This window comes from Amycolatopsis echigonensis, from assembly GCF_014174495.1.
In the GTDB taxonomy this organism is placed as follows: Bacteria; Actinomycetota; Actinomycetes; order Mycobacteriales; family Pseudonocardiaceae; genus Amycolatopsis; species Amycolatopsis echigonensis.
Window position 1 is genome coordinate 18,814 of record NZ_JACJHR010000053.1, and the last position, 20,158, is coordinate 38,971.

22 protein-coding genes are annotated in these 20,158 nt (G+C 70.1%); 8 read left to right on the forward strand and 14 right to left on the reverse strand.

The features are described 5' to 3' along the window. Positions 1-7 precede the first annotated feature (7 nt). The gene (locus H5411_RS30200) at positions 8-664 is read right to left on the reverse strand and encodes a DUF4386 domain-containing protein (RefSeq protein WP_183125792.1); all 657 of its coding nucleotides are present in this window, start codon (positions 662-664) and stop codon (positions 8-10) included. Positions 665-745: 81 nt separating this feature from the next. Here H5411_RS30200 and H5411_RS30205 point away from each other — a divergent pair, with 81 nt between their 5' ends. Further along, positions 746-1,204 carry a MarR family winged helix-turn-helix transcriptional regulator gene (locus H5411_RS30205; RefSeq protein ID WP_183125793.1) on the forward strand — a complete coding sequence of 153 codons (459 nt, stop codon included), beginning with the start codon at positions 746-748 and terminating at the stop codon, positions 1,202-1,204. A 72-nt stretch (positions 1,205-1,276) separates the two neighbouring features. Here H5411_RS30205 and H5411_RS30210 read toward each other — a convergent pair whose 3' ends face one another. Then, positions 1,277-2,380, reverse strand: a complete 1,104-nt coding sequence (locus tag H5411_RS30210) for a glycosyltransferase (protein ID WP_183125794.1) — start codon at positions 2,378-2,380, stop codon at positions 1,277-1,279. Positions 2,381-2,383: 3 nt separating this feature from the next. Then, a complete protein-coding gene (locus H5411_RS30215; RefSeq protein ID WP_312878653.1) occupies positions 2,384-3,454 on the reverse strand; it encodes a glycosyltransferase family 4 protein in 1,071 nt (356 codons plus the stop codon). 224 nt (positions 3,455-3,678) lie between these two features. Between H5411_RS30215 and H5411_RS30220 the strand changes: the two genes are divergently transcribed. Continuing rightward, a complete protein-coding gene (locus tag H5411_RS30220) occupies positions 3,679-4,512 on the forward strand; it encodes an inositol monophosphatase family protein (protein ID WP_101436135.1) in 834 nt (277 codons plus the stop codon). On the opposite strand, the gene H5411_RS30225 is transcribed toward H5411_RS30220, so the two are convergent. The 5 genes from H5411_RS30225 to menD form a co-directional block, all read right to left on the reverse strand. Then, complete coding sequence (locus H5411_RS30225) at positions 4,513-4,896, reverse strand: DUF3592 domain-containing protein (RefSeq protein ID WP_246369441.1); 384 nt, start codon at positions 4,894-4,896, stop codon at positions 4,513-4,515. It abuts the gene before it with no gap. A gap of 84 nt (positions 4,897-4,980) precedes the next feature. Then, a complete protein-coding gene (locus H5411_RS30230; RefSeq protein WP_183125797.1) occupies positions 4,981-5,547 on the reverse strand; it encodes a hypothetical protein in 567 nt (188 codons plus the stop codon). 150 nt (positions 5,548-5,697) lie between these two features. Continuing rightward, positions 5,698-7,212, reverse strand: coding sequence for a M1 family metallopeptidase (locus tag H5411_RS30235; RefSeq protein ID WP_183125798.1), 1,515 nt, complete (start codon positions 7,210-7,212; stop codon positions 5,698-5,700). Between the two features lie 91 nt (positions 7,213-7,303). Further along, positions 7,304-7,660 carry a hypothetical protein gene (locus H5411_RS30240; RefSeq protein ID WP_101440841.1) on the reverse strand — a complete coding sequence of 119 codons (357 nt, stop codon included), beginning with the start codon at positions 7,658-7,660 and terminating at the stop codon, positions 7,304-7,306. 20 nt (positions 7,661-7,680) lie between these two features. Next, positions 7,681-9,357 (reverse strand): 2-succinyl-5-enolpyruvyl-6-hydroxy-3-cyclohexene-1-carboxylic-acid synthase, encoded by a 1,677-nt coding sequence (menD, locus tag H5411_RS30245; protein ID WP_183125799.1) that lies wholly within the window; start codon positions 9,355-9,357, stop codon positions 7,681-7,683. 93 nt (positions 9,358-9,450) lie between these two features. Between menD and H5411_RS30250 the strand changes: the two genes are divergently transcribed. From H5411_RS30250 to H5411_RS30260, 3 genes are all read left to right on the forward strand, one after another. Beyond that, positions 9,451-10,374: a 1,4-dihydroxy-2-naphthoyl-CoA synthase gene (locus tag H5411_RS30250; RefSeq protein WP_009072022.1), complete on the forward strand. Its 924-nt coding sequence runs from the start codon at positions 9,451-9,453 to the stop codon at positions 10,372-10,374. Positions 10,375-10,386: 12 nt separating this feature from the next. Beyond that, the gene (menE, locus tag H5411_RS30255; RefSeq protein ID WP_183125800.1) at positions 10,387-11,523 is read left to right on the forward strand and encodes an o-succinylbenzoate--CoA ligase; all 1,137 of its coding nucleotides are present in this window, start codon (positions 10,387-10,389) and stop codon (positions 11,521-11,523) included. A gap of 97 nt (positions 11,524-11,620) precedes the next feature. Beyond that, positions 11,621-12,490, forward strand: coding sequence for a 1,4-dihydroxy-2-naphthoate polyprenyltransferase (locus tag H5411_RS30260; protein WP_183125801.1), 870 nt, complete (start codon positions 11,621-11,623; stop codon positions 12,488-12,490). Position 12,491: 1 nt separating this feature from the next. Here the strand turns inward: H5411_RS30260 and H5411_RS30265 are convergent, their stop codons facing one another. Then, entirely contained in the window at positions 12,492-13,931 is a 1,440-nt protein-coding gene (locus tag H5411_RS30265; RefSeq protein WP_183125802.1) for an aldehyde dehydrogenase, read from the reverse strand. 104 nt (positions 13,932-14,035) lie between these two features. Here H5411_RS30265 and H5411_RS49055 point away from each other — a divergent pair, with 104 nt between their 5' ends. After that, the gene (locus H5411_RS49055; protein WP_220817695.1) at positions 14,036-14,668 is read left to right on the forward strand and encodes a TetR/AcrR family transcriptional regulator; all 633 of its coding nucleotides are present in this window, start codon (positions 14,036-14,038) and stop codon (positions 14,666-14,668) included. Here H5411_RS49055 and cds1 read toward each other — a convergent pair. The 3 genes from cds1 to H5411_RS30285 are packed head-to-tail and all read right to left on the reverse strand — an operon-like array spanning position 14,665 to position 16,513. Then, a complete protein-coding gene (cds1, locus tag H5411_RS30275; protein ID WP_183125803.1) occupies positions 14,665-15,741 on the reverse strand; it encodes an L-cysteine desulfhydrase Cds1 in 1,077 nt (358 codons plus the stop codon). The genes H5411_RS49055 and cds1 overlap by 4 nt on opposite strands. Then, a complete protein-coding gene (locus tag H5411_RS30280; protein ID WP_101436145.1) occupies positions 15,738-16,028 on the reverse strand; it encodes a DUF4229 domain-containing protein in 291 nt (96 codons plus the stop codon). The genes cds1 and H5411_RS30280 overlap by 4 nt, the downstream gene beginning before the upstream one ends. Positions 16,029-16,039: 11 nt before the next feature. Then, complete coding sequence (locus H5411_RS30285) at positions 16,040-16,513, reverse strand: Lrp/AsnC family transcriptional regulator (protein WP_167441916.1); 474 nt, start codon at positions 16,511-16,513, stop codon at positions 16,040-16,042. 362 nt (positions 16,514-16,875) lie between these two features. On the opposite strand from H5411_RS30285, the gene H5411_RS30290 reads away from it, so the two are divergent. Then, entirely contained in the window at positions 16,876-17,088 is a 213-nt protein-coding gene (locus H5411_RS30290) for a BldC family transcriptional regulator (RefSeq protein WP_009072010.1), read from the forward strand. Positions 17,089-17,248: 160 nt separating this feature from the next. Continuing rightward, complete coding sequence (locus H5411_RS30295; protein ID WP_101436146.1) at positions 17,249-17,434, forward strand: hypothetical protein; 186 nt, start codon at positions 17,249-17,251, stop codon at positions 17,432-17,434. Between the two features lie 347 nt (positions 17,435-17,781). Here H5411_RS30295 and H5411_RS30300 read toward each other — a convergent pair whose 3' ends face one another. Continuing rightward, complete coding sequence (locus tag H5411_RS30300; protein WP_183125804.1) at positions 17,782-19,080, reverse strand: MinD/ParA family ATP-binding protein; 1,299 nt, start codon at positions 19,078-19,080, stop codon at positions 17,782-17,784. Positions 19,081-19,164: 84 nt separating this feature from the next. Then, positions 19,165-20,157 carry a c-type cytochrome biogenesis protein CcsB gene (gene ccsB, locus H5411_RS30305; protein WP_183125805.1) on the reverse strand — a complete coding sequence of 331 codons (993 nt, stop codon included), beginning with the start codon at positions 20,155-20,157 and terminating at the stop codon, positions 19,165-19,167. Position 20,158 lies beyond the last annotated feature (1 nt).

A 20,158-nucleotide genomic window follows, 5' to 3' on the forward strand; every position in this document is an offset into this window, starting at 1 on the left:
TTCGAGATTAGTCCGTCCGTGCCGCGCGGTCGCGCGGGAGCAGGACGCTGGCGGCGACCAGCCAGACGAGCCCGCCGAACCGGCCGACCGGGATGAGCGGATACAGCGCCGGAGTGAGCAATGACAGCGAGGCGAGCACGGCGGCCGCGGCAACCACTAGCCCGGCGACCGACATCCAGCGCGGCAACAGCTTCAGGAACAACGCGGGGACGGCGATCCCGGCGATCAGCAACGCCAGCGGCACCACGAAGCCCGGTCCGCCGGACGCGAACGCGAGGCTGGTCAACGCCCGCGCCACCGCGGGAGCGTCACTGGCCTGCGCGGCGGTCCAGGTGATCAATCCGCTCATCGCGAGCGCAGCCGCGGAGAGCACGCCACCGGTGAGCCCGATCACCGCGCCCGGGGCCGCGACCCCGAGCCGCCGCTGTCTGCGATAGGCCGTCGCGGCCCACACCGCCAACGGAACCGACGCGCCGAACACCGCGAACGCGAGCAGCCGCACGACGCCCTGGTTGCCGCCGAGGTACGCGGCGACCTCAGCCGCACTGGAATCCGGCCGGGTCCCCGCCGCCCCCAGCACCGCCGACGCGACTGTCAGCACCCCGAACGCCAGTGCCGGGGCCAGCAACGGCGGGCCGCCCTGCTGTCGAGTCATGGTCGTCATGGCAAACCTCCAGGTCAATTAGTTTCACTAACAGAACGATTACACTGGTGTAATGAATTGTCAAGCGATACGGTTCAGGGCATGCAAGGACCACCGACGTTCGGCAGCGCTTTCCTGCTGGCCCAGCTGGGCGCACACGCGACCCAGCGCTTCGCCGAACGCGTCGCGGACCTCGGCCTGACCCCGCCGCAGACCGGACTGCTCCGGGCGATCGCGCGGCGTCCGGGCGAGAGCCAGCAGGTGCTGGCCGCGGAACTGGGCACGCCGCCGACCCGGCTGGTCGCCCTCGTCGACGGCCTGGAGCAGCAAGGCCTGATCGAACGCCGGCGCAACCCCCAAGACCGCCGCCTCTACGCGGTCTTCCTCAGCGACAAAGGCCAAGAAACGATGGCCGAACTGGCGAAAGCCGGCGCGGCGCACGAAAACGAGCTGACGTCTGCACTGTCCACAGAGGAACGCTCAACCCTGCACGAACTGCTGGCCCGGATCGCCGCCGACCGGGGCCTCATGCCCGGCGTCCACCCCGGCTACCGCACCTGACCCGCTGTCCGTGAAGGACTCCTTGAGGGAATCTGTTTCCCTCAAGGAGTCCTTCACGGACCTTCCGCAGCCTCAGCCGAGGGCGGCGAGCATTCCCCGCACCGAGTTCGGCCACGCGAACTCCTCCGCCCGCGCCCGCGCAGCTGCCCGGCGGAGTTCCTCCGGGCTGTCCAGCAACCCGGTCACCGCGCTGGCGAACGCGGGCGCGTGGTCGTCCACCGCCGCCCCGCAACCGGGCCGCACGATCTCCCGCAACGCCGACGACGCCGAAACCACCACCGGCGTCCCCGAAGCGAGCGCCTCCAACGCCGCCAACCCGAACGTCTCGTGCGGTCCCGGAGCGAGCGAAACGTCCGCACTGGCCAGCAACCGAGCTACCTCGCCCCGCCCCGCCAAAAAGCCCAGGAACGTCACCGGCAACCCGCGAGCCCGTCGTTCCAAGGCCCGCCGACGCGGCCCGTCCCCGGCGATCACCAACCGCACCCGCGCCCCGGATTCCGTCAGTTCCGCGACCGTATCCACGCTCCGCTCAACGTGTTTCTCCGGCGACAACCGCCCACAATGGACAATCAGCGCGTCCGCACCGCCGGCCAACGCCGACCGCCATCCCGAATCCCGCATCGACGGCGCGAACGTCGCCAGATCCACGCCCAACGGCACCCGCCGGACGTTGGGCGCGGCGATCCGTTCGAACTCCGCGTGTGCGAAGGCCGTCGTACAAACCACCGTGTCGTACGACGCCGCCATCCGCCGGTTGGCCACATCCGCGACGTGCCGGGCCATCACCCCCGGCAGCAAAAACTGCTCCAGCAGCCGGTCCAGCCGCTCGTGCGAGATGACCGTGCTGGGCACGCCATTCCGCCGAGCCCACACCCCCATGCCCCGCAACGTCAGCCGGTCCGACACCTCCAACCGATCCGGTTCCAGCCGCCGCAACACCGCGCGGACCCGCTGCGGATCGACCGCGCGGTAGCCGCCAGTGCCAGGGATTTGCAAGGCAGGCAAGGAATACCGGCACACCCCCGTCGGCAGGGTTTCCACCGCGTACCGCCGCCCCGGCACGACCAGCGTCACCCGATGCCCGCTGGCAACGTACCCCGCGCCGAGGTGATTCAGAGCGGTCCGCAACCCGCCGGAACGCGGTCCGTAGAAGTTCGCCAGCTGGACGATGTGCATGGCTCAAGCCGCACGTGCGACTCGGCCCTGTACCGCTTCGTAGTGCCCGACCAGCTCCCGGCACACCGCGGGCCACGTCCGGCCCAGGACCACTTTCCGCGCCTTCTCGCCCAGCCGGGCCCGCAGCGCCGCGTCCCGCAGGTCATCGACCTTGGAAACCAGCGCCGGGCCGAACGACTCGCGATCCGCGGGCAGCAGATAACCGGTCCGCCCCGGCAGCACGAGATCCTTCGGCCCACCGGCGTCCGGCGCGAGCACCGGCAGTCCGGACGCCATCGCTTCCTGCACCGCCTGACAGAACGTCTCGTGCGGTCCGGTGTGCACGAAAACGTCGAGGCTCGCGTACGCGACCGACAGCTCGTCACCGTACTTCGCGCCAAGGAAAGCCGCGCCAGGCAACCGTTCCCGCAACGCCGGCAGCTCCGGTCCGTCGCCGACGACGACCACGCGCACGCCCGGCATCCCGGCCAGCACGGTCAGCCGGTCGACCTCCTTCTCCGGTGCGAGCCGTCCGACGAACCCGACCAGAAGCTCGCCGTTCGGCGCGAGTTCCGCACGCAGCGCCGGGTCCGCGTGTGCCGGGGAAAACCGGCTGATGTCCACGCCGCGCGCCCAGCGATGCACGCGCGGAACCCCGTGCAACTTCAGCTGTTCGATCGAGTCCGACGAGGGTGCCAGCGTCCGGTCGGCCCGCGAGTGCAGGCGGCGCACCCAGCGCCAGGCCGCCCGCGCGCCGATGCCGAAGCCGTACGAGGTGGCGAACCCGGCGATGTCGGTCTGGTAGACGGCGATCGACGGCACGCGCAGCCGTCTGGCCGCGGCGAGCCCGCGCGCGCCGACGACGAACGGCGAGGCCAGATGCACGACGTCCGGTCCGAAATCGGCCAGCGCGGTCAGCACGGTGCGCGTCGGCAGGCCGATCGGCAGGGAGTTCACGCCGGGGAAGTCCAGCGCCGGAATGCGGACGACCGGAGCGCCGCGGTAACTCGCCGGACCCGGTCCCGGCGCGACGACCAGCACGTCGTGCGCGGATTCGACCAGGTGCTCGACGACCCGCAGCACGGAATTCGTCACGCCGTTCACCTGGGGCAGGAAACTTTCGGTGACTATGGCGACTCGCACGGCGTCACTGTCGCAAAACCGCAGGCCAGGCGGGCCAATCCCGCGTAACCGACCGGCCAACGGTGGCGAAACACTCCGCAGCGTCCGCGGCCGGGCGCCGACCGTCGAAGAATTCGCCACGACATGTCATCTTCCGGTCGCGTCCCGGACACCAGGAACACCCAGACTAAGCAGGCATGACCCTCTTGTCCTCCAGGCCGTCGCGGCCCGTGGAACCCGGGCTGCTCTCGCGAGCGCTCGAGGTCGCGGGCCGGCTGGCGAACGACGCCACCGACGTGATCACCGCGACCGCGGGCCGCGGCGCGCACCCGGCGACGCTGGATTCGCCGTTCGACTGGGTCACCGACACCGATCGGATCCTGGAACGGCACACCCGGCGCGTGCTGACCGCGGAGTTCCCCGGAATCCCGGTGGTAGGCCACGAATTCGGCGCCGACCACGGCGCGGACGTCGCGGAGTACCGCTGGGTGGTCGATTCCGTGGACGGCACCGCGAACTACGTCGCCGGAGTGCCTTGGTGCGCTTACAGCCTCGCCCTGGTCGATGCGAGCGGCCCCGTGGTGGGCGTCGTCGCCGACCCGTACCGGGCGCAGATCTACGCCGCCGCTCGCGGACGAGGCGCTCGCGCGAACGGGAAACCGCTGAAGCTGGTGGACCGTTCGGGTACCGCCGGAGCGATCGTCTGCACCGAACTGGCGCGCAAGGGCCCGTGGCCGGGAATGGGCGAGTTCATCGAACGAGCGGCGGCTGCCCACGCTGGAGTGCGGGTGCTGGGGTCGGCCGCGCTGTCGATCGCGCAGGTCGCGCTCGGGCACGCGGCCGCGGCGGTGCTGCACAGCTACCACGAATGGGACGTCGCGGGCTCCGTCGCGATGGCAATCGAGGCGGGCGCGGTCGTGCTGGACAAGCACGGCGAGGACACCGCGCTGCCTACGGACGGGCTGCTGGTGGCCGCCCCCGGCGTCGCCGACGAGGTGCTCAGCTGGTGGCAGGAAACCGTCGGTGCCTGATCACACCTCGGCGGGCACCGGCTCCGGAGCGGCGGCGGTTCGCTTCAGCACCCGGCGCAGCCACCACAGCAGCGGGCCCGCCACGAGCCAGGTGATCAGCACCGTCATGCCGACCGGCAGCAGCGTCAACGTCGCGGTCCGGCCGGCGACCCGGGTCAGCTCCGGATTGGTCGCGTCGTACTCGATCGCCACCAGCTGACCGGCGGCGAGACCCGACGGATACAGCACCCCGGTCGGCGGACTGTGCACGATGCCGTCCGGGGTCTGGTACTGGATGATCGTGCGGTCGAAAGCGACCGACTCGACCGTCGCAGTCGCCGTGCCCAGATGCGATTCGATCGCGCTGTCGTTGCGGAACGCGGCGAAAACCAGGCTCACGCACATCACGGTGAGCAGCACAGCCACGCCCAGCACGGCGAACCACCCGATCCGCCGCGCCTGCACACTCCTGGCTGCCACACCGAGAGTTTAGTCGGGCCCGCCGACCCGCCCGGCACGCGGCAGCCAGTGCGCCCGGTAGAGGACGTGCAGGCAGTAGGTGTTCACCAGCACCCGAGTTGTCCAATTCAGGTCCGAACACGCGTGGTGCGGCGTTTCCTCGCCCGGAGCAGAACCCGGAGCGCCGAAGGCGAGGGCGAAGAAGTACTCCGCCGTGTGCCGGAAGACCCCCGCGCTGCCGGTCAGGAACATCGTGTCGGCGTGAATCCGGTCGTACAGCCGGTCCCGGCTCCGCCAATACGGCCACTCCACCGGACGCCGGTCAGCCGGGATTCGCACCATGTGCGGCCGGGCCGGGCCAAGCGCCGCCCTGAGCCGAGGCCAGTGCGATGCCCGCAGCTGCGCGGTGTGCTGGCTCAGCACGAGATCCAGCGGACGACCGGTGCACTCCGGCTGAGCGGGAGTCCGGCCAGCGCGCAACGGCAGGTGGATGACCGTATGCCGGGACCGCGCGGCCAGCAGCCACAACACCCCGATCCGATACGCCGCACGGCGGTCGACGCACATTTGCGGGTACCGGTCGTTTTCGTACAGCACCGCGGTATCTAATCCAGGATCAGGGCGCAGCACCCGCCACTCCCGGCCGTCCAGCCGAGCGTGGCGGAGCTACGCCCGCACTTTCATGGCCACCGAATCCGCCTTCAGAGAGCGGAACTCTCCAGGATCCCGCAGCCAGGCAAGCGAATTTCAGTGCCGACCGGCCCCCGCCAGCGCACGGTGGTTCGCCTGGATCTGGTCCCACGCCTTCGGCTTCGCCGGGGCGGCGGCGAACGCCTTGGCCGCGACCGTCCCGTTAGGACCGACCGCGGGCTTGCCGGCCGTGAACAGCCAGGTCTGGAACAGGTCCTGCAATGGCTTGCCCGACACCTTCTCCGCGAGCGCCACGAAGTCCGGGATCACCGCCGCCTTGCCTGCCTTCTCCACCTGCCACTGCCGAAGGATCGAGAAGAACGCCTCGTCGCCGACCTTGGTGCGCAACGCCTGCAGGGCCATCGCGCCCCGGTCGTACACCGCGCGGTCGAACTGCTTCGGCTCGCCCGGGTTGCCCGGCAGGACCTGCCAGAACGGATCGTCGGCCGCGTAGGAGTCGTACGCGTACTGCGCGAGTTGCGCGGTCGTGCCCTCGCCCTCGTGCTCGGACCACAGGTACTCGGCGTAGGACGCGAAGCCCTCGTTCAGCCAGATGTCGCTCCACTTGCCCAGCGAAACGTTGTCCCCGAACCACTGGTGTGCGTTCTCGTGCGCGATCAACGTCGTGTTGGAGCCGGCGGCGAAGTTGCGCGCGCCGTAGGTCGGCCGGGTCTGGTTTTCCAGCGAGAAGGTGATCCCGCTGGTCACGACGCCGCCCTCGGCCTCGAACGGGTACGGCCCGAACTGCGACGCCAGGAACTCGTCGACCTCCGGCGTCCGCTCCACGCTCGCCTTGGCCGCGTCGAGCGAATCCCCGAGGTCGGAGCCGTAGGCGGTGATGAACGGCTTGCCGTCCGGCGTGGTGGACTGGACCACGTCGTACTTGCCGACGATGAACGAAGTCAGGTAGGTCGCCTGCGGTTGGGTGCTGCGCCAGTTCCACCGCGTCCAGCCCGCGCGCTTCTTGGTTTTCTTCACGAGCGTGCCGTTCGTGATGGCGGCGAGCCCGTCCGGTGCCTCGATCGACACGTCGTAAGTCGCTTTGTCGGTCGGGTGGTCGTTGGAGGGGAACCACCACTGCGCGCTCTGCGGCTCGTCGACGCCGAGCGCCCCGAAAGCGCCCTTCTTCCACGCGTTCAGGCCGCCGACCTTCTCCGTCGACGGACTGTCGGAGTAGCTCACGACGACGGTCGCGGACTGGCCCTTGAGCAGCGGCTGCGCCGGGGTGATCACCAGCTCGCCGTCGCCGGTGGAGTTCGCGAACTGCGCCGGCCGGTTGTTCACCAGCACCTTCGACGCCTTGAGCGCGAAGTCCAGATCGAAGCGCGACAGGTCCTGGGTGGCGGTGAGCAGCAGCGTCGTGGTGCCCGACAGGACGTCAGTTTCCGGCTGGTAGCTCACGCGGATGTCGTAGTGCCGCACGTCGGTGCCGCCGTTGCCGGCGTTCGGGTAGTACGGGTCGCCGACGCCCGGCGAGCCCGGTGCCGGTACTGCCGAAGCGGTGCCTGCCAGCAGCACCGTCGCGACTCCAGCCGCAACCGCCCCGATCCCGGCCCGAGTTCTCGATCGCATGGTTCCTCCAAGGTGGCCCATGCGACCGAACGTATCCACGTGAGCACTCCACGGGTACGTCCGAACGACGGGTTCTTACCCACTGGGAGGTTCAGCCGGATTCGGCGATCCACCACGCGATGGCGATCGGAATGCCGTACAGGATCGGCCCCGCGTACAGGCCCGGCCATGGTCCCCAGCCGCGCCGCACGGCCAGCCCGGCCATCGCGAACGACCCGGCGATCGCCGCGAACCAGCCGACCCACGGCAGCGACAAGACCGCGTGCTGTCCGGCCGTGCTGCAGATCGCGCGGCTGTCCCCGGCGAAGCAGTTGTCGCTGGCCATCACCAGAAACGACGAGAAATACGAGCACACGAGCCCGACCAGCGCCAGTGCCGCCACTGCCGCGCTGAACCAGGCCCATCGGCCTCGCGGGCGCAAGTCCGCCTCGTTCAAGAACTCCCCCATGGTCACCGGCCCCCGCCGGATTAAACCGTCCCCACCGCTTCCGCCACCGCGGACTTCAGCCGCGCGTGGAGATTCCGGTGCTGCGCCCGGTCGACCCGAACCTCGACCACCCGCAGGCCCGGCGCCGGCCGCAACGCGGCACGGAACTCTTCTACCGTCTCGGCCACGACGTGCGGCACCCGGTAGCCCGCGCAGAGCGCACCCAAGTCCGCGCCGTGCGGCGTGCCGAAGACGCGCTCGAAGCTCGCCGAGTGTTCCGGCGCGCCCTGTTCCAGCAGCGAGAAAATGCCGCCGCCGTCGTCGTTCAGCACCACGATCGTCAGGTCCGGCAACTGCTCGGCGGGCCCGGTGAGCAGGCCGGACGCGTCGTGCAGGAAGGTCAGATCGCCGAGCAGCGCGTACGACGGCGCGCGGTGCACAGTGGCCGCGCCGATGGCCGTCGACACCGTGCCGTCGATCCCGGCGACTCCGCGGTTGCGGTGCACCAGGACGTCCGGACGCAGCCGTCCGGCGAGCGCGACATCACGCGTCGGGTTCGAGGAGCCGACCACCAGCAGCGCGCCTTCCGGCAGCGCGTCGACCAGCTCAGCGGCCACCCGTACGCCGCTCGGCCACGGCTCCGCGGCCAGCGCTGTCGAAACCGCTTGGCTGGCCGCTGCGTCCGCGCGCTGCCAGCTCGCCAGCCACTCCGGGTCAGCGGGCTTCGTCGGTTCGGCGAACCACTGCCCGACCTGGCGGACGTTGTGCGCGGGCGCGGGCCAGTCCGAATCCGGACGCACCAGAAGAACCTCGACCTCCGGGTCCGACAGCACTTTCTGTACCTGCCGGAACACCGTCGGGCGGCCGAGGCACAAGACCTGCTCGGGACGGTGTCGCGAAATGAATTCCTCAACGCCCAGCAGCCAGGCGCCGGACGACATCGCGGTCGCGCCGGACAGGCCCAGTCCGCCGGTCTCCGAAACCACCGGCCAGCCGTGCTGCTCAGCCCATTCGCTGGCCGCCTGCGCGCCGGTGTCGCACGCGATCACCAGGCCGTGCCGTGCCGAGGGCACCACGAACGAGGGCAGTGCGCCGAAGTCCGGCAGCTCGGTCCAGCGTTCGCCGTCCGGGCGGCCTTCGAGCGATTCGTACCACTCGCCGTCATCGTCGAGATCCGGCACGAGCGGCTCGCGGAACGGGATGTTCAGGTGCACTGGCCCGCAGCGCCATTCGCCGTACGCGGCGTTCCACGCGCGGCAGATCTGGCTGCGCCAGTAGGAGTTCTGCCCGGCCCGCCGTTCGGCGACGGCCAGCTCGTCGAAGTAGCGGACCGCGTCGCCGTACAGCTCGTACTGGTTGATCACCTGGCTCGCGCCCGCCGAACGCAGCTCCGGCGGACGGTCGGCGGTGAGCACGATCAGCGGCACGCCTGCCCGGTCGGCCTCCAGGACCGCCGGGTGGAAGTTCGCCGCCGCGGTGCCGGAGGTGCAGACCACCGCCGCCGGACGGCCGGTGCGCGCCGCGATGCCGAGCGCGAGGAACGCCGCGCCCCGCTCGTCGATGCGGACGTGCAGCTGCAGCCGTCCCGAAGCGGCGGCGTCGTAGAGCGCGATGGACAGGGGCGCGTTGCGAGATCCTGGACACAACACGACGTGCGAGACGGTGTTGCGGACGAGTTCGTCGACGATGACCCTGGCCTGCGCGGTGGACGGGTTCACCGGCAAACCCCCGCTCGAGCGCCGTGCGGCCGTCCCTCGTCGGCAGCGGCGTCAGGCTCAGCGATCATGTCCACAGGTCCTATTCTCCCAAACGTGGATGACGCCCGAGTTTCCGAGCTGTTCGACCCCGCCGCCTGGTCCGAGGTCGAAGGGTTCTCCTTCACCGACATCACCTACCACCGTTCGCGGGACGCCCGCTCCGGCAAACGGGTGGTCCGGATCGCTTTCGACCGTCCGGAGGTCCGCAACGCCTTCCGCCCGCACACCGTCGACGAGCTCTACCGGGCGCTCGACCACGCCCGGATGAGCGCGGACGTCGGGTGCGTCCTGCTCACCGGAAACGGCCCTTCGCCCAAGGACGGCGGCTGGGCGTTCTGCTCCGGCGGTGACCAGCGTATTCGCGGACGCTCCGGGTATCAGTACGCGAGCGGGGAGACCTCGGACACGGTCGACCCGGCGCGTGCGGGCCGGCTGCACATCCTCGAGGTGCAGCGCTTGATCCGTTTCATGCCGAAACCCGTGGTCGCCGTGGTGCCCGGCTGGGCAGCGGGCGGCGGGCATTCGCTGCACGTCGTGTGCGATCTCACGCTCGCCTCGGCCGAGCACGCACGGTTCAAGCAGACCGACGCCGACGTCGGCTCGTTCGACGCGGGCTACGGCTCGGCGGGCCTCGCCCGGCAGGTCGGGCAGAAATTCGCCCGGGAGATCTTCTTCCTCGGCCGCGACTACACCGCCGAGCAAATGCACCGGATGGGCGCGGTCAACGAGGTCGTCCCGCACGCCGAGCTGGAGCGGGTCGCGCTCGAATGGGGCTGGACGATCATCGGCAAGTCGCCGACCGCGCAGCGGATGCTGAAGTACGCGTTCAACGCGATCGACGACGGGCTCGTCGGACAGCAGCTGTTCGCCGGCGAAACCACCCGGCTGGCGTACATGCAGGACGAGGCTGTGGAAGGCCGCGACGCGTTCCTGGAGAAGCGCGACCCGGACTGGTCCGACTACCCGTACTACTACTGAGAAGGTCGTTCCGTGCACGTGGTGTGGCTCGACGGCAGCGCCGACGCGCTGACCGCCCTCGACGCGGCCCTGGCGGCGGCCCTCGACGGCGGCCCGGCGGTGCTGCCGCTGAGCTCGGCGGATCCGTCGGCCCCGGCGCTGCTCGAAGCGATGGCCCCGGACCAGCCGGTCGAGCCGGACACCGCCGTGGTGATCGCCACGTCCGGATCCACCGGAGCGCCGAAGGGAGTGCTGCTGTCGCCGCGCGCGCTCACCGCGTCCGCGACGGCTACGCACGCCCGGCTCGGCGGTCCCGGACACTGGCTGCTCGCCACGCCCGCGCACTACATCGGCGGCCTGCAAGTCCTGATCCGGGCGCGGCTGGCGGGCACGAAACCGGCGTTCCTGACCGGTAGCGGCTTCCGTCCGGACGAGTTCGCCGCCGCGGCCGCGCCCGTGCTGGCGGAAAACGGGCCGCGCTACACGGCGCTCGTGCCGACCCAGCTCGTCCGGCTGCTCGACGACGGCGGCGCTGGCTTGGCCGCCGCGAAGGCGTTCGACGGCATCATTCTGGGCGCCGCCGCCACCTCGCCGAAACTCCGGGCGCAAGCCGTCGAGGAAGGTGTGCGGATCGTCCCCTCGTACGGGATGAGCGAGACCGCGAGCGGCTGTGTCTACGACGGCGTCCCGCTCGATGGCGTCCACGTGGCGCCCGACGCCGACGAGCGGCTGTGGATCTCCGGCCCGGTGCTGTCGCACGGCTACCGGCTCGCGCCGGAGCTGACCGCGGAGTCGTTCCGGGACGGCTCTTTTCGCACCTCGGACCGCGGCCGCCTGCTGCCCGACGGCCGGGTCGAGGTGCTCGGGCGCGCGGACGACGTCATCAACACCGGCGGGGTCAAGGTGTCCGCTGCCTCCGTCGAACGTTTGCTCGGCGCGCAGCCCGGAGTGCGCGATGCCTGTGTCGTCGGCATCCCGGATCCGCAATGGGGCGAAGCGGTGGTCGCCATGGTCGTGGCTTCCGCGGACGAAGCGGAGCTGCGAGCCGCAGTCCGGGCCGAGCTGGGGGCCGCCGCCACGCCGAAACGCATCGAGTTCGCCGACGCGTTGCCGTTGCGCGGCCCGGGAAAGATCGACCGCCAGGCAGTGCGGTCCCGGCTCGTTCCGTGAAGGACTCCTTGAGGGAATCTGATTCCCTCAAGGAGTCCTTCACGGCTTTTGGCCGGGCACCGAACGGGTGAAGATCGCATGGCGTTGAATGGACCCCATGGCGACAGTCAGTGAGTGGATCGAAGGCGCTCGGCCGAGGACGCTGCCGAACGCGATCGCGCCGGTCGTGGCGGGCGTCGGTGCGACGATCGCGCTCGACGCGTTCTCCTGGTGGCGTTCGCTGCTCGCCCTGCTGGTCGCGCTGTCGCTGATCATCGGCGTGAACTTCGCCAACGACTACTCCGACGGCATCCGAGGCACCGACGAGCACCGCGTCGGCCCGCTGCGCCTCGTCGGGTCCGGCGCGGCCAACCCGAAGGCCGTGCTGCGCGCCGCTTTGACGTCCCTGGGCCTGGCCGGAGTGCTGGGCCTGACGCTCGTCGCGCTGAGCGGATATTGGTGGCTGCTCGCGATGGGCGGTCTCTGCATCCTCGGCGCCTGGTTCTACACCGGCGGCAAAAAGCCGTACGGCTACTACGGTTTGGGCGAGATCGCGGTCTTCGTGTTCTTCGGCCTGGCCGGCGTCCTCGGCACGGTTTACGTCCAGGCCGGCCGGGTCAGCTGGGACGCACTGGGCTGCGCGGTAGCCGTCGGCTCGTTCTCGATGGCGGTGCTGGTGGCGAACAACCTGCGCGACATCCCCACCGACATCGAGGCCGGCAAGCACACCCTGGCGACCCGCATGGGCGACGGCGGCACGCGAAAGCTCTACCTGACCCTGGTGACGGTTCCGTACGCGCTCACCGTCCTGATGGGGATCTGGCACCCGCTGCTGTTCATCGCGTTCGCGACCGCGCCGCTGCTGCTGAAGCCGATCAAGGCCGTCGGCGGTGGCGGCAAGGGCCGGGAGCTGATCCCGGCCCTGCGCGACACCGGCATGGCGATGCTGGCCTGGGCGGTGCTGAGCGCGGTCGCCCTGGCGCTCTAGCTCACGCGCCCACCGCGATCGCCTGCCATTCCACGAATTCCGCCAACCCGTGCGAGCCGTACTCACGGCCGACCCCGCTCGCCTTGAACCCGCCGAACGGTGCGCTCCCGTGCCGCGGCGCGCCGTTGACGTGGAAGGTGCCCGTGCGCACCGCCCGCGCGATCTCGACGCCGTGCTCCGCGTCGGCCGTCCACACGCCGCCGCTCAGGCCGTAGTCGGAGTCGTTCGCGAGCCGGATCGCCTCCTCCTCGGTGTCGAACGGGATCACCACGAGCACCGGCCCGAAGATCTCCTCGCGCGCGATCCGCATGTCGTTCGCGGCGTCGGCGAACACCGTCGGGCGCACGTAAAACCCGTTCGCCAGCTCAGGATTCGCCAGCGGCTCGGGTCCGCCCGCCGCGATCCGCGCGCCCTCCTCGACGCCTAGCCGCAGGTAGGACAGCACGCGTTCGTACTGGTCCTGCCGGACGATCGGCCCGACGAACGTGTCCGGCTTCGCCGGGTCGCCAACCACAAGTCCGTCGGCCATTTCCGCGAGCGCGGCCACGATCTCGGCGTAACGCTCGCGCGCGGCGAAGATCCGGGTGTGGGCCACGCACATCTCGCCGTTGTTCGCGAACGTCGCGGTCCGGATCCCCTCGGCGACGGCTTTCGGGTCCGCGTCCGCGAGCACGATCGCCGCGGATTTGCCGCCGAGCTCCAGCCCGACGCGCTTGAGCTGCTGTCCGGCGAGCGACGCGATCCGCCGCCCGGCCGCCGTCGAGCCGGTGAACGCGATCTTGTCCACGCCCGGGTGCGTCACCAGGTGCTCGCTCACGTCGCGGTCCGCCGCGAACACGCTCACCACGCCCTCGGGGAAACCGGCCTGCTCGAAGATTTCCGCCAGCACCATCGCGTCGAGCGCGGTCTCCGGCGCGGCCTTCAGCAGCACCGGATTGCCCGCCAGCAGCGCCGGGATCAGCTTCACCAGCGCGGCCGAATGCGGCGAGTTCCACGGGATCACCGCCGCGACGACACCGATCGGCGCGGCCCGCACGATCGTCCGATTGCCCGCCTCGTCGGCCAGCGTTTCCTCCCAGGAGAACTCGCGCGCGATCTTCAGCCACGCGGCCGTGCGCTCCGGGAGGTTGTGCTGCGTCCAGCCGGTGAACCACCTCGGCGAGCCGTTTTCCGCGGTGATCAGCTCGGCGATCTCGTCCGCCCGGGCGGCGTGCAGTTCGTTGAACCGCTCGACCAGGCGCAACCGCTCGGCCAGCGGAGTTCTCCCCCACGGTTCGAGCGCCCGCCGAGCCGCCGCCACCGCGCGGTCGACATCAGCCTCCGCCGCCTTCGGAGCGCGGCCCACCAGCGAACGGTCGTGCGGCGAACGGATTTCAAAGGCGTCGGTCGTCGCGGGCTCGGTCCACCGGCCGCCGAGGAAGAGCTGGTCGTAGGTGCGCATCGGGATCTCCTGCCGAAGTTAACGGAACACTGTTCTCTTGCTCTCGAATCTAACAGCACACTGTTCTCTTATCAAGAGAGCAGTGTCCTGTTACACTCCCCGACGTGTCCGACTTCCAGCGCGCCCGCAGCCCCGAGCAGGTGGAAGCCCGCCGCGAGGCGATCCTCGACGTCGCCGAGCAGCTGATGACGGAGTCCTCCGTCGACGAGATCAGCATGCGCGAACTAGCTCGCCGGGTGGGCTTGTCGGCCTCGAACGTCGCGCGCTACTTCCCCACCCGAGAGGCCGTCTACCTGGAGGTGCTCGACCGCGCCCGCGGCGCGTGGCTCGACTCGCTCACCTTGGACGGCGATCTGCCGGAGGTCGCCGCGACACTCGCCGCTTCACTGGCGGCGCGGCCAGTGCTGTGCGAACTGATCAGCGTGCTGGCGAACGTGCTGGAGCGGAACGTCTCGGCGGAGATCGCGCGGGAGTACAAGCTGCGGTCGGCGAAGCACAACGCCCGCACCGCCGACTTGCTGCGCACCGCGCTGCCGGGCCTGTCACCGGAGGCAGCACAAGAACTGTCGGCGGCGATCTTCGTGTTCACCGCGGGGTTGTGGCCGCTGGCGCACCCGAACGAAGCCGTCCGGGAAGCCATCAAGGACCCGCGCCTGTCCGGCTCCCGCGTCGACTTCGAGGCCCGGCTCCGCCGGATCGTGATCGTGCTGGTGAGGGGCTACCGGGCAGGCAGCTAGCCGTCGAACCGGCCGGTGAGCAGGAACTCGTCGAACCGCGCCCGGTACGGCGCGAGGTCGATCCCCTGCTCGCCAAGCCATTCGTCGGAGTAGTACGTGTTCGCGTACCGCTCGCCGCCGTCGCACAGCAGCGTCACCACCGAACCCGCCTGGCCTTCCGCCAGCATCCGCGAGATCAGTTTGAACGCGCCGTACAGGTTGGTCCCGGTCGAGCCGCCCGCCCAGTGCCCGGTGCGCTCGCGCAGCAGCCGGATCGCCGCCAGGGAACCGGCATCGGGCACCTGGAACATCTCGTCGATCACGCCGGGCACGAACGACGGTTCGCAGCGCGGCCGTCCGATGCCCTCGATCCGCGACGGCATCCCGGTCGCGTAGTCGAGCGCGCCGGTTTCCCACGCGCCGTAGAACGACGAGTTTTCCGGGTCCACCACGCAAATCTTCGTGGTGTGCCGCTTGTACCGGACGTAGCGGCCGAACGTCGCGCTCGTCCCGCCGGTGCCCGCGCCGACGACGATCCACGACGGCACCGGATGGCGTTCGGCACGCATCTGCGCGAACACCGACTCGGCGATGTTGTTGTTGCCGCGCCAGTCCGTCGCGCGCTCGGCGTAGGTGAACTGGTCGAGGTAATGCCCGTTGCACTCGGCGGCCAGCCGCTCGGCCTCCGGGTACATCGCCGGCGCCGCGTCGACGTAGTGGCACTCGCCGCCGTAGAACTCGATGAGCGCGATCTTTTCCTTGCTGGTCCGCCGCGGCACGACGGTCACGAACCGCAGGCCGAGCATCCGCGCGAAGTACGCCTCGGACACCGCGGTCGAGCCGCTGGACGCCTCGACCAGCACGGTGTCCGGCCCGATGTGCCCGTTGACCAGGCCGTACAGGATGAGCGAGCGCGCGAGGCGGTGCTTGAGCGAGCCGGTCGGATGCACCGACTCGTCCTTCAGGTAGAGGTCGATGTCCCATTCCGGAGGCAACGGGAAAACGTGCAGATGAGTGTCGGCGCTGCGGTTGGCGTCGGCCTCGATGATCCGGACGGCCTCCCGGACCCAGGCGCGGTCGTGCGGTTTGCTCATGCCGCGGAATCGTCAGCCGAGGTCTCGCCGCGCAGCTGCGACCGCAGCTGGGCACGGGCACGCGCGCGGGATTCGTTGCGCTTGGCCAGACCGGCCGTCACGCGCTGGTTCAGGCCGCGCAGGAGCAGCAGGCCGAGCGGAAGGCCGACGACGAGCCCGATCAGCAAAGCGACCAGCAGCGGCACGCCGACCAGCGAAAGCACGACCGCGACCACCGCGACGAGCGCGAACCGCGCGATCAAGTACACCGTCAGGTCACGGGGCAGGTGGTCCGGTGTCTCGCTCACACCGAAACAGGCTACGCCCCGCTCGGCGGGTCTTCGTCCAGGCCCGCGTTGTTGGGGCGGCCCTCGAACCGGGTGGAGAGCACCACCGTGGTGTTGGTGCGGCCGACGCCGGGGATGCGGCGCAGCCTGCCGAGGGTGAGCTCCAGTTCGTCGACGGTCGAAACCCGCACCTTTACTACGAAGGCCTCGTCGCCCGCGACCGCGTAGCAGCTCTCCACCTCGGGCAGTTCGCCGAGCGAGGCGGCGACGTCCTCGTCGGTGGCGGTGTCGGTGGGATGGATGCCGACCAGCGCGGTGACGCCGAGCCCGACCGTGTTCGGGTCGACCATCGCGTGGTAGCCGGTGATCACGCCCGCCGCCTCGAGCTTCCCGACGCGTTCGTGCACCGACGACGCGGAGAGCCCCACCGTGCGGCCGAGATCGGCGTAGGTAGCCCGGCCGTTGGCCCGCAGCTCGGCGATGATCTTCCGGTCCAGCTGATCCACCGGCTCATTATGCGGCGCGCCCGCGCGACCGGCTCATCCCGGTAGGCCCCGAATTGTCTCCTGCGTCACAGCAACCTGAGCGCCGGACGCCGCCCAGACTCGGCCTTTGCCTGGTCTTTACCCGAATCTCGGCGCATCCGGTTGGAAAATGCCTGGTCAGCGCGGCGCGAACAGGCCCTGAGCGATCCTGAGAATCTGCTGAGTTATGTCCCTTTTGCACTTTAAGGGCTCTTTACCCAAGGACAACCGTTCGAGTACCCGACGGGTGAAGTGCCACGATTGCCGCGTTGGCCACCCGGGCGCGACGGGCGAAATCGCCCGATGCCCCCGGTATAGCAAGTTGGGCGTTAAGGAGGCGGAAAATGACCGCAACCATGGGCGGACGGTTGCTCACCCCGGGTGAGGTGGCCGCTCTGTTCCGGGTGGACCCGAAGACCGTGACCCGCTGGGCCACCGCGGGCCGGATCGGCTCGATCCGCACGCCGGGCGGACACCGCAGGTTCCGCGAGTCCGAGGTGAACGACCTTCTGGCCGAACTCACCACGGACGCCAGCGAGCCGACCCGCAAGATCTGACCGCGGGTCTCGAACACGCCGAAGGGTCGTGACTGGCAAGGGGTGCCTCCCGCATCGCTTGCCGGTCACGACCCTTCGCCGCGTTCCGGGGCGGCCCGTTGCCCCCGACCCAGCCGGATTGCGGCTAATCTGGGGGCCAGCACGACGGAAGGACCCGGGCATGATTCCTCTGCTCGCAGCGGTGGGCGCGATCACCATCGCCGTTCTGTTGTGGCGGGCACTCGGCGCGCAGCGGATCAGCGTCCCGCAGCGCCGTCCGGCCGTCGCCCCTGACGACGATCCTGAATTCCTGCGCAAGCTCTCCGAACAGCAGCGCAACCGCCGCCCCGAGGACAACGACTCCTGAGCCGTCCGCACTTGCCGTGAAGGACCCCTTCACGGCACCTGCGTGGCCCTCGACCAGCGGCAGCCCCTGAGAGAAACCCTCACAAACTCCGCCACCCTCGAGCTTCCCTCACGACCAGCCACAGATCCCTTCACGGGCTCCGCAGCCCTCAAGCTGCCCTCACGACCTAGCAGCGTCACCCGAGGGAACCCTCACAGACTCCGGAACCACAACCCGAGATCGCGCCGGTTTCTGGACTGAGCGATTCGACCGGCCCCCAGGCCGGGCGAATCGGGAGGGAAGAAACCGGCTCCCCGGCGATCTCGGCGCCCCGGCGGAGCCGGGGCAATTAGACACAGCCGGGGCAATCAAATACGGTACTGCTGTCCGTTGAACCCGTCGGCCACCGTCGCCGCCAGTTCCAGCAGCGCCAGCCGCGTGTCCCCGCCGAGGCGTTCCAGCTCGATCTCCGCGCCCTCTTCCAGGTGCGCGTCGAACGGGATCCGGCACACCGCGCGCACCTTCGCGCCGAAGTGTGCGGCCAGCTTGTCCAGGTCGACCGAACTGCCCTTCGGGCGCACCGAGTTGATCACCACGACCGAGCGTTTCACCAGGTCGCCGTAGCCGTGCGCCTCCAGCCAGTCCAGCGTCGCCGAGGCGCTGCGGGCTCCGTCGACCGAACCGGAGGACACCACGACCAGCGAATCGGCGACGTCGAGGACGCCCTTCATCGCCGAGTGCATCAGACCGGTGCCGCAGTCGGTGAGCACGATGTTGTAGAAGTGCTCCAGCAGGTTCACCGTGCGCCGGTAGTCGTTCTCGGAGAACGCCTCCGACACGGCCGGATCCTGTTCGCTGGCAAGAATTTCCAGCCGGCTCGAACCCTGCGACGTGTAGGACCGGACGTCGCTGTAGCGCGTGATCTTGTCCGCGTCCCGCAGCAGGTGCCGGACGGTCGCGGTGGTCTCGATGGCGATCTTCTGCGACAGCGTCCCGCGGTCCGGGTTCGCGTCCACCGCCACCACGCGGTCGCCGCGCAGGGATGCGAAGGTCGCGCCGAGCGTGGTCGTGGTCGTGGTCTTGCCGACGCCGCCCTTGAGGCTCAGCATCGCGATCTTGTAGCACCCGCGCAGCGGCTGGTTGACGCGCGCGATCAGCTCGCGCCGCCGCGTGTCCGCGGGGCTCTCCCCCGGGTTGATCAGCTTGCCGCTGCCCAGGTACACCGCCTTGCGCCAGCCTGACTGCGGCGTCCGCTTCTGCTGTTTCACCAGGTGTGCCGTGGCCAGCTCGTCCGCGCTGGACGCGGGCTGCGGAAGCCCCTGCGCGTTCGCTGGGGGAACCGCACCCGGAGCAGGAACCGGCGTGCCAGCCGGGGCTGCGGGCGGCTGCTGGTACCCGCCCGGCGCGGCGTGCTGCGGATGCTGCTGCGCCGGAGGCTGCAATGGCGGCAGATTCTGGTCGTAGTGCGGCTGGTAGCCGCCCGGCTGCGGCAGCGGCTGGTACGCCCCCTGCGGCGGCGGGTCGACGACCTGCGTCGGCTGCGCGTCGTACGGTCCGGTGCCGGGATGCGGCGTCGAATCGGTCCGTTCCTCGGAGAACATGGCAGCCGGTTCCTGGGCCTGCTCGGACTGCTGTTCGCCGGCAGTCTCTTCACTGGGTCCGGTCACCGTTGCCAACCTCCCGGGTACGTCGAAGGGCCCCTGACAACGACGGTAGTCGCCCGAGGCCCGGTCCGGGTGGCGGACCCCCGGCTAGCTCACCCCTGCGTAGGAATGCAGTCCGACGGTCACCAGGTTGACGAAGAACAGGTTGAAGATCGTCACCGAGAACCCGACGATGTTGATCACCGCCGCGCGCGTGCCGCGCCAGCCCGCGGTGGCGCGGGAGTGCAGGTATGCCGCGTAGACGACCCACGCGATGAACGCGACGGTCTCCTTCGGGTCCCAGCCCCAGAACCGGCCCCACGCGGCCTCGGCCCACACCGCGCCGCACAGCACGCCGAAGGTGAAGATCGGGAACGCCACGATCGTGGCACGGTAGGCAATCCGGTCGAGCACGTCGGCGGCGGGCAGCTTCGGGCCGAAACCGGAGAACTTGGCCGGGTTGCGGTCGTGCGCGGTGCGGAAGAGGTAGAGCACGCTCGCCACGCCCGGCACCAGGAAGACGCCGGAGCCGATGATCGCGGCGGACACGTGGATGTAGAGCCAGTAGGACTGCAGCGCGGGCACGACCGGCGCGGCCACCGTGTACAGCAGCGTGCCGTTGATGAACATCAGGATCACGACGGGCAGCAGCAGGAAGCCGGTGAGGTGGCGGACCGGGAACTTCTTGATCACCACGAGCCAGGCGACGACGGTGATGAAGGTGACCGCCATGCCGTACTCGTACATGTTGCCCCACGGCGCGCGGTGCACCGCGAGTCCGCGCAGCACGATCGCCGACAGCTGCAGCAGCGCGCCCAGGACGAGCAGCGCCGCGCCCATCCGGCCGATCCGCTCGGGGCGGCCGATCGTGCGCGGAGCCTCGGGCTCGGCCGGTGCGTCGCCGTCCTCGACCGAGGCCGAGTCGGAGTCCGGCCCGCCCGCGCCGACCAGCACGCGCTGCCTGCTGCGCTCGGCGGCGAGACGGCCCTTGGCCCCGAACGCCTGCTCGAAGAGCGTGAACAGCAGCGCCAGCACGTAAATCGCCACTGTCGTCGTGTACAGCAGGTCGCTGTACTGCGAGAAAGTCTCGTTGATTTCCATG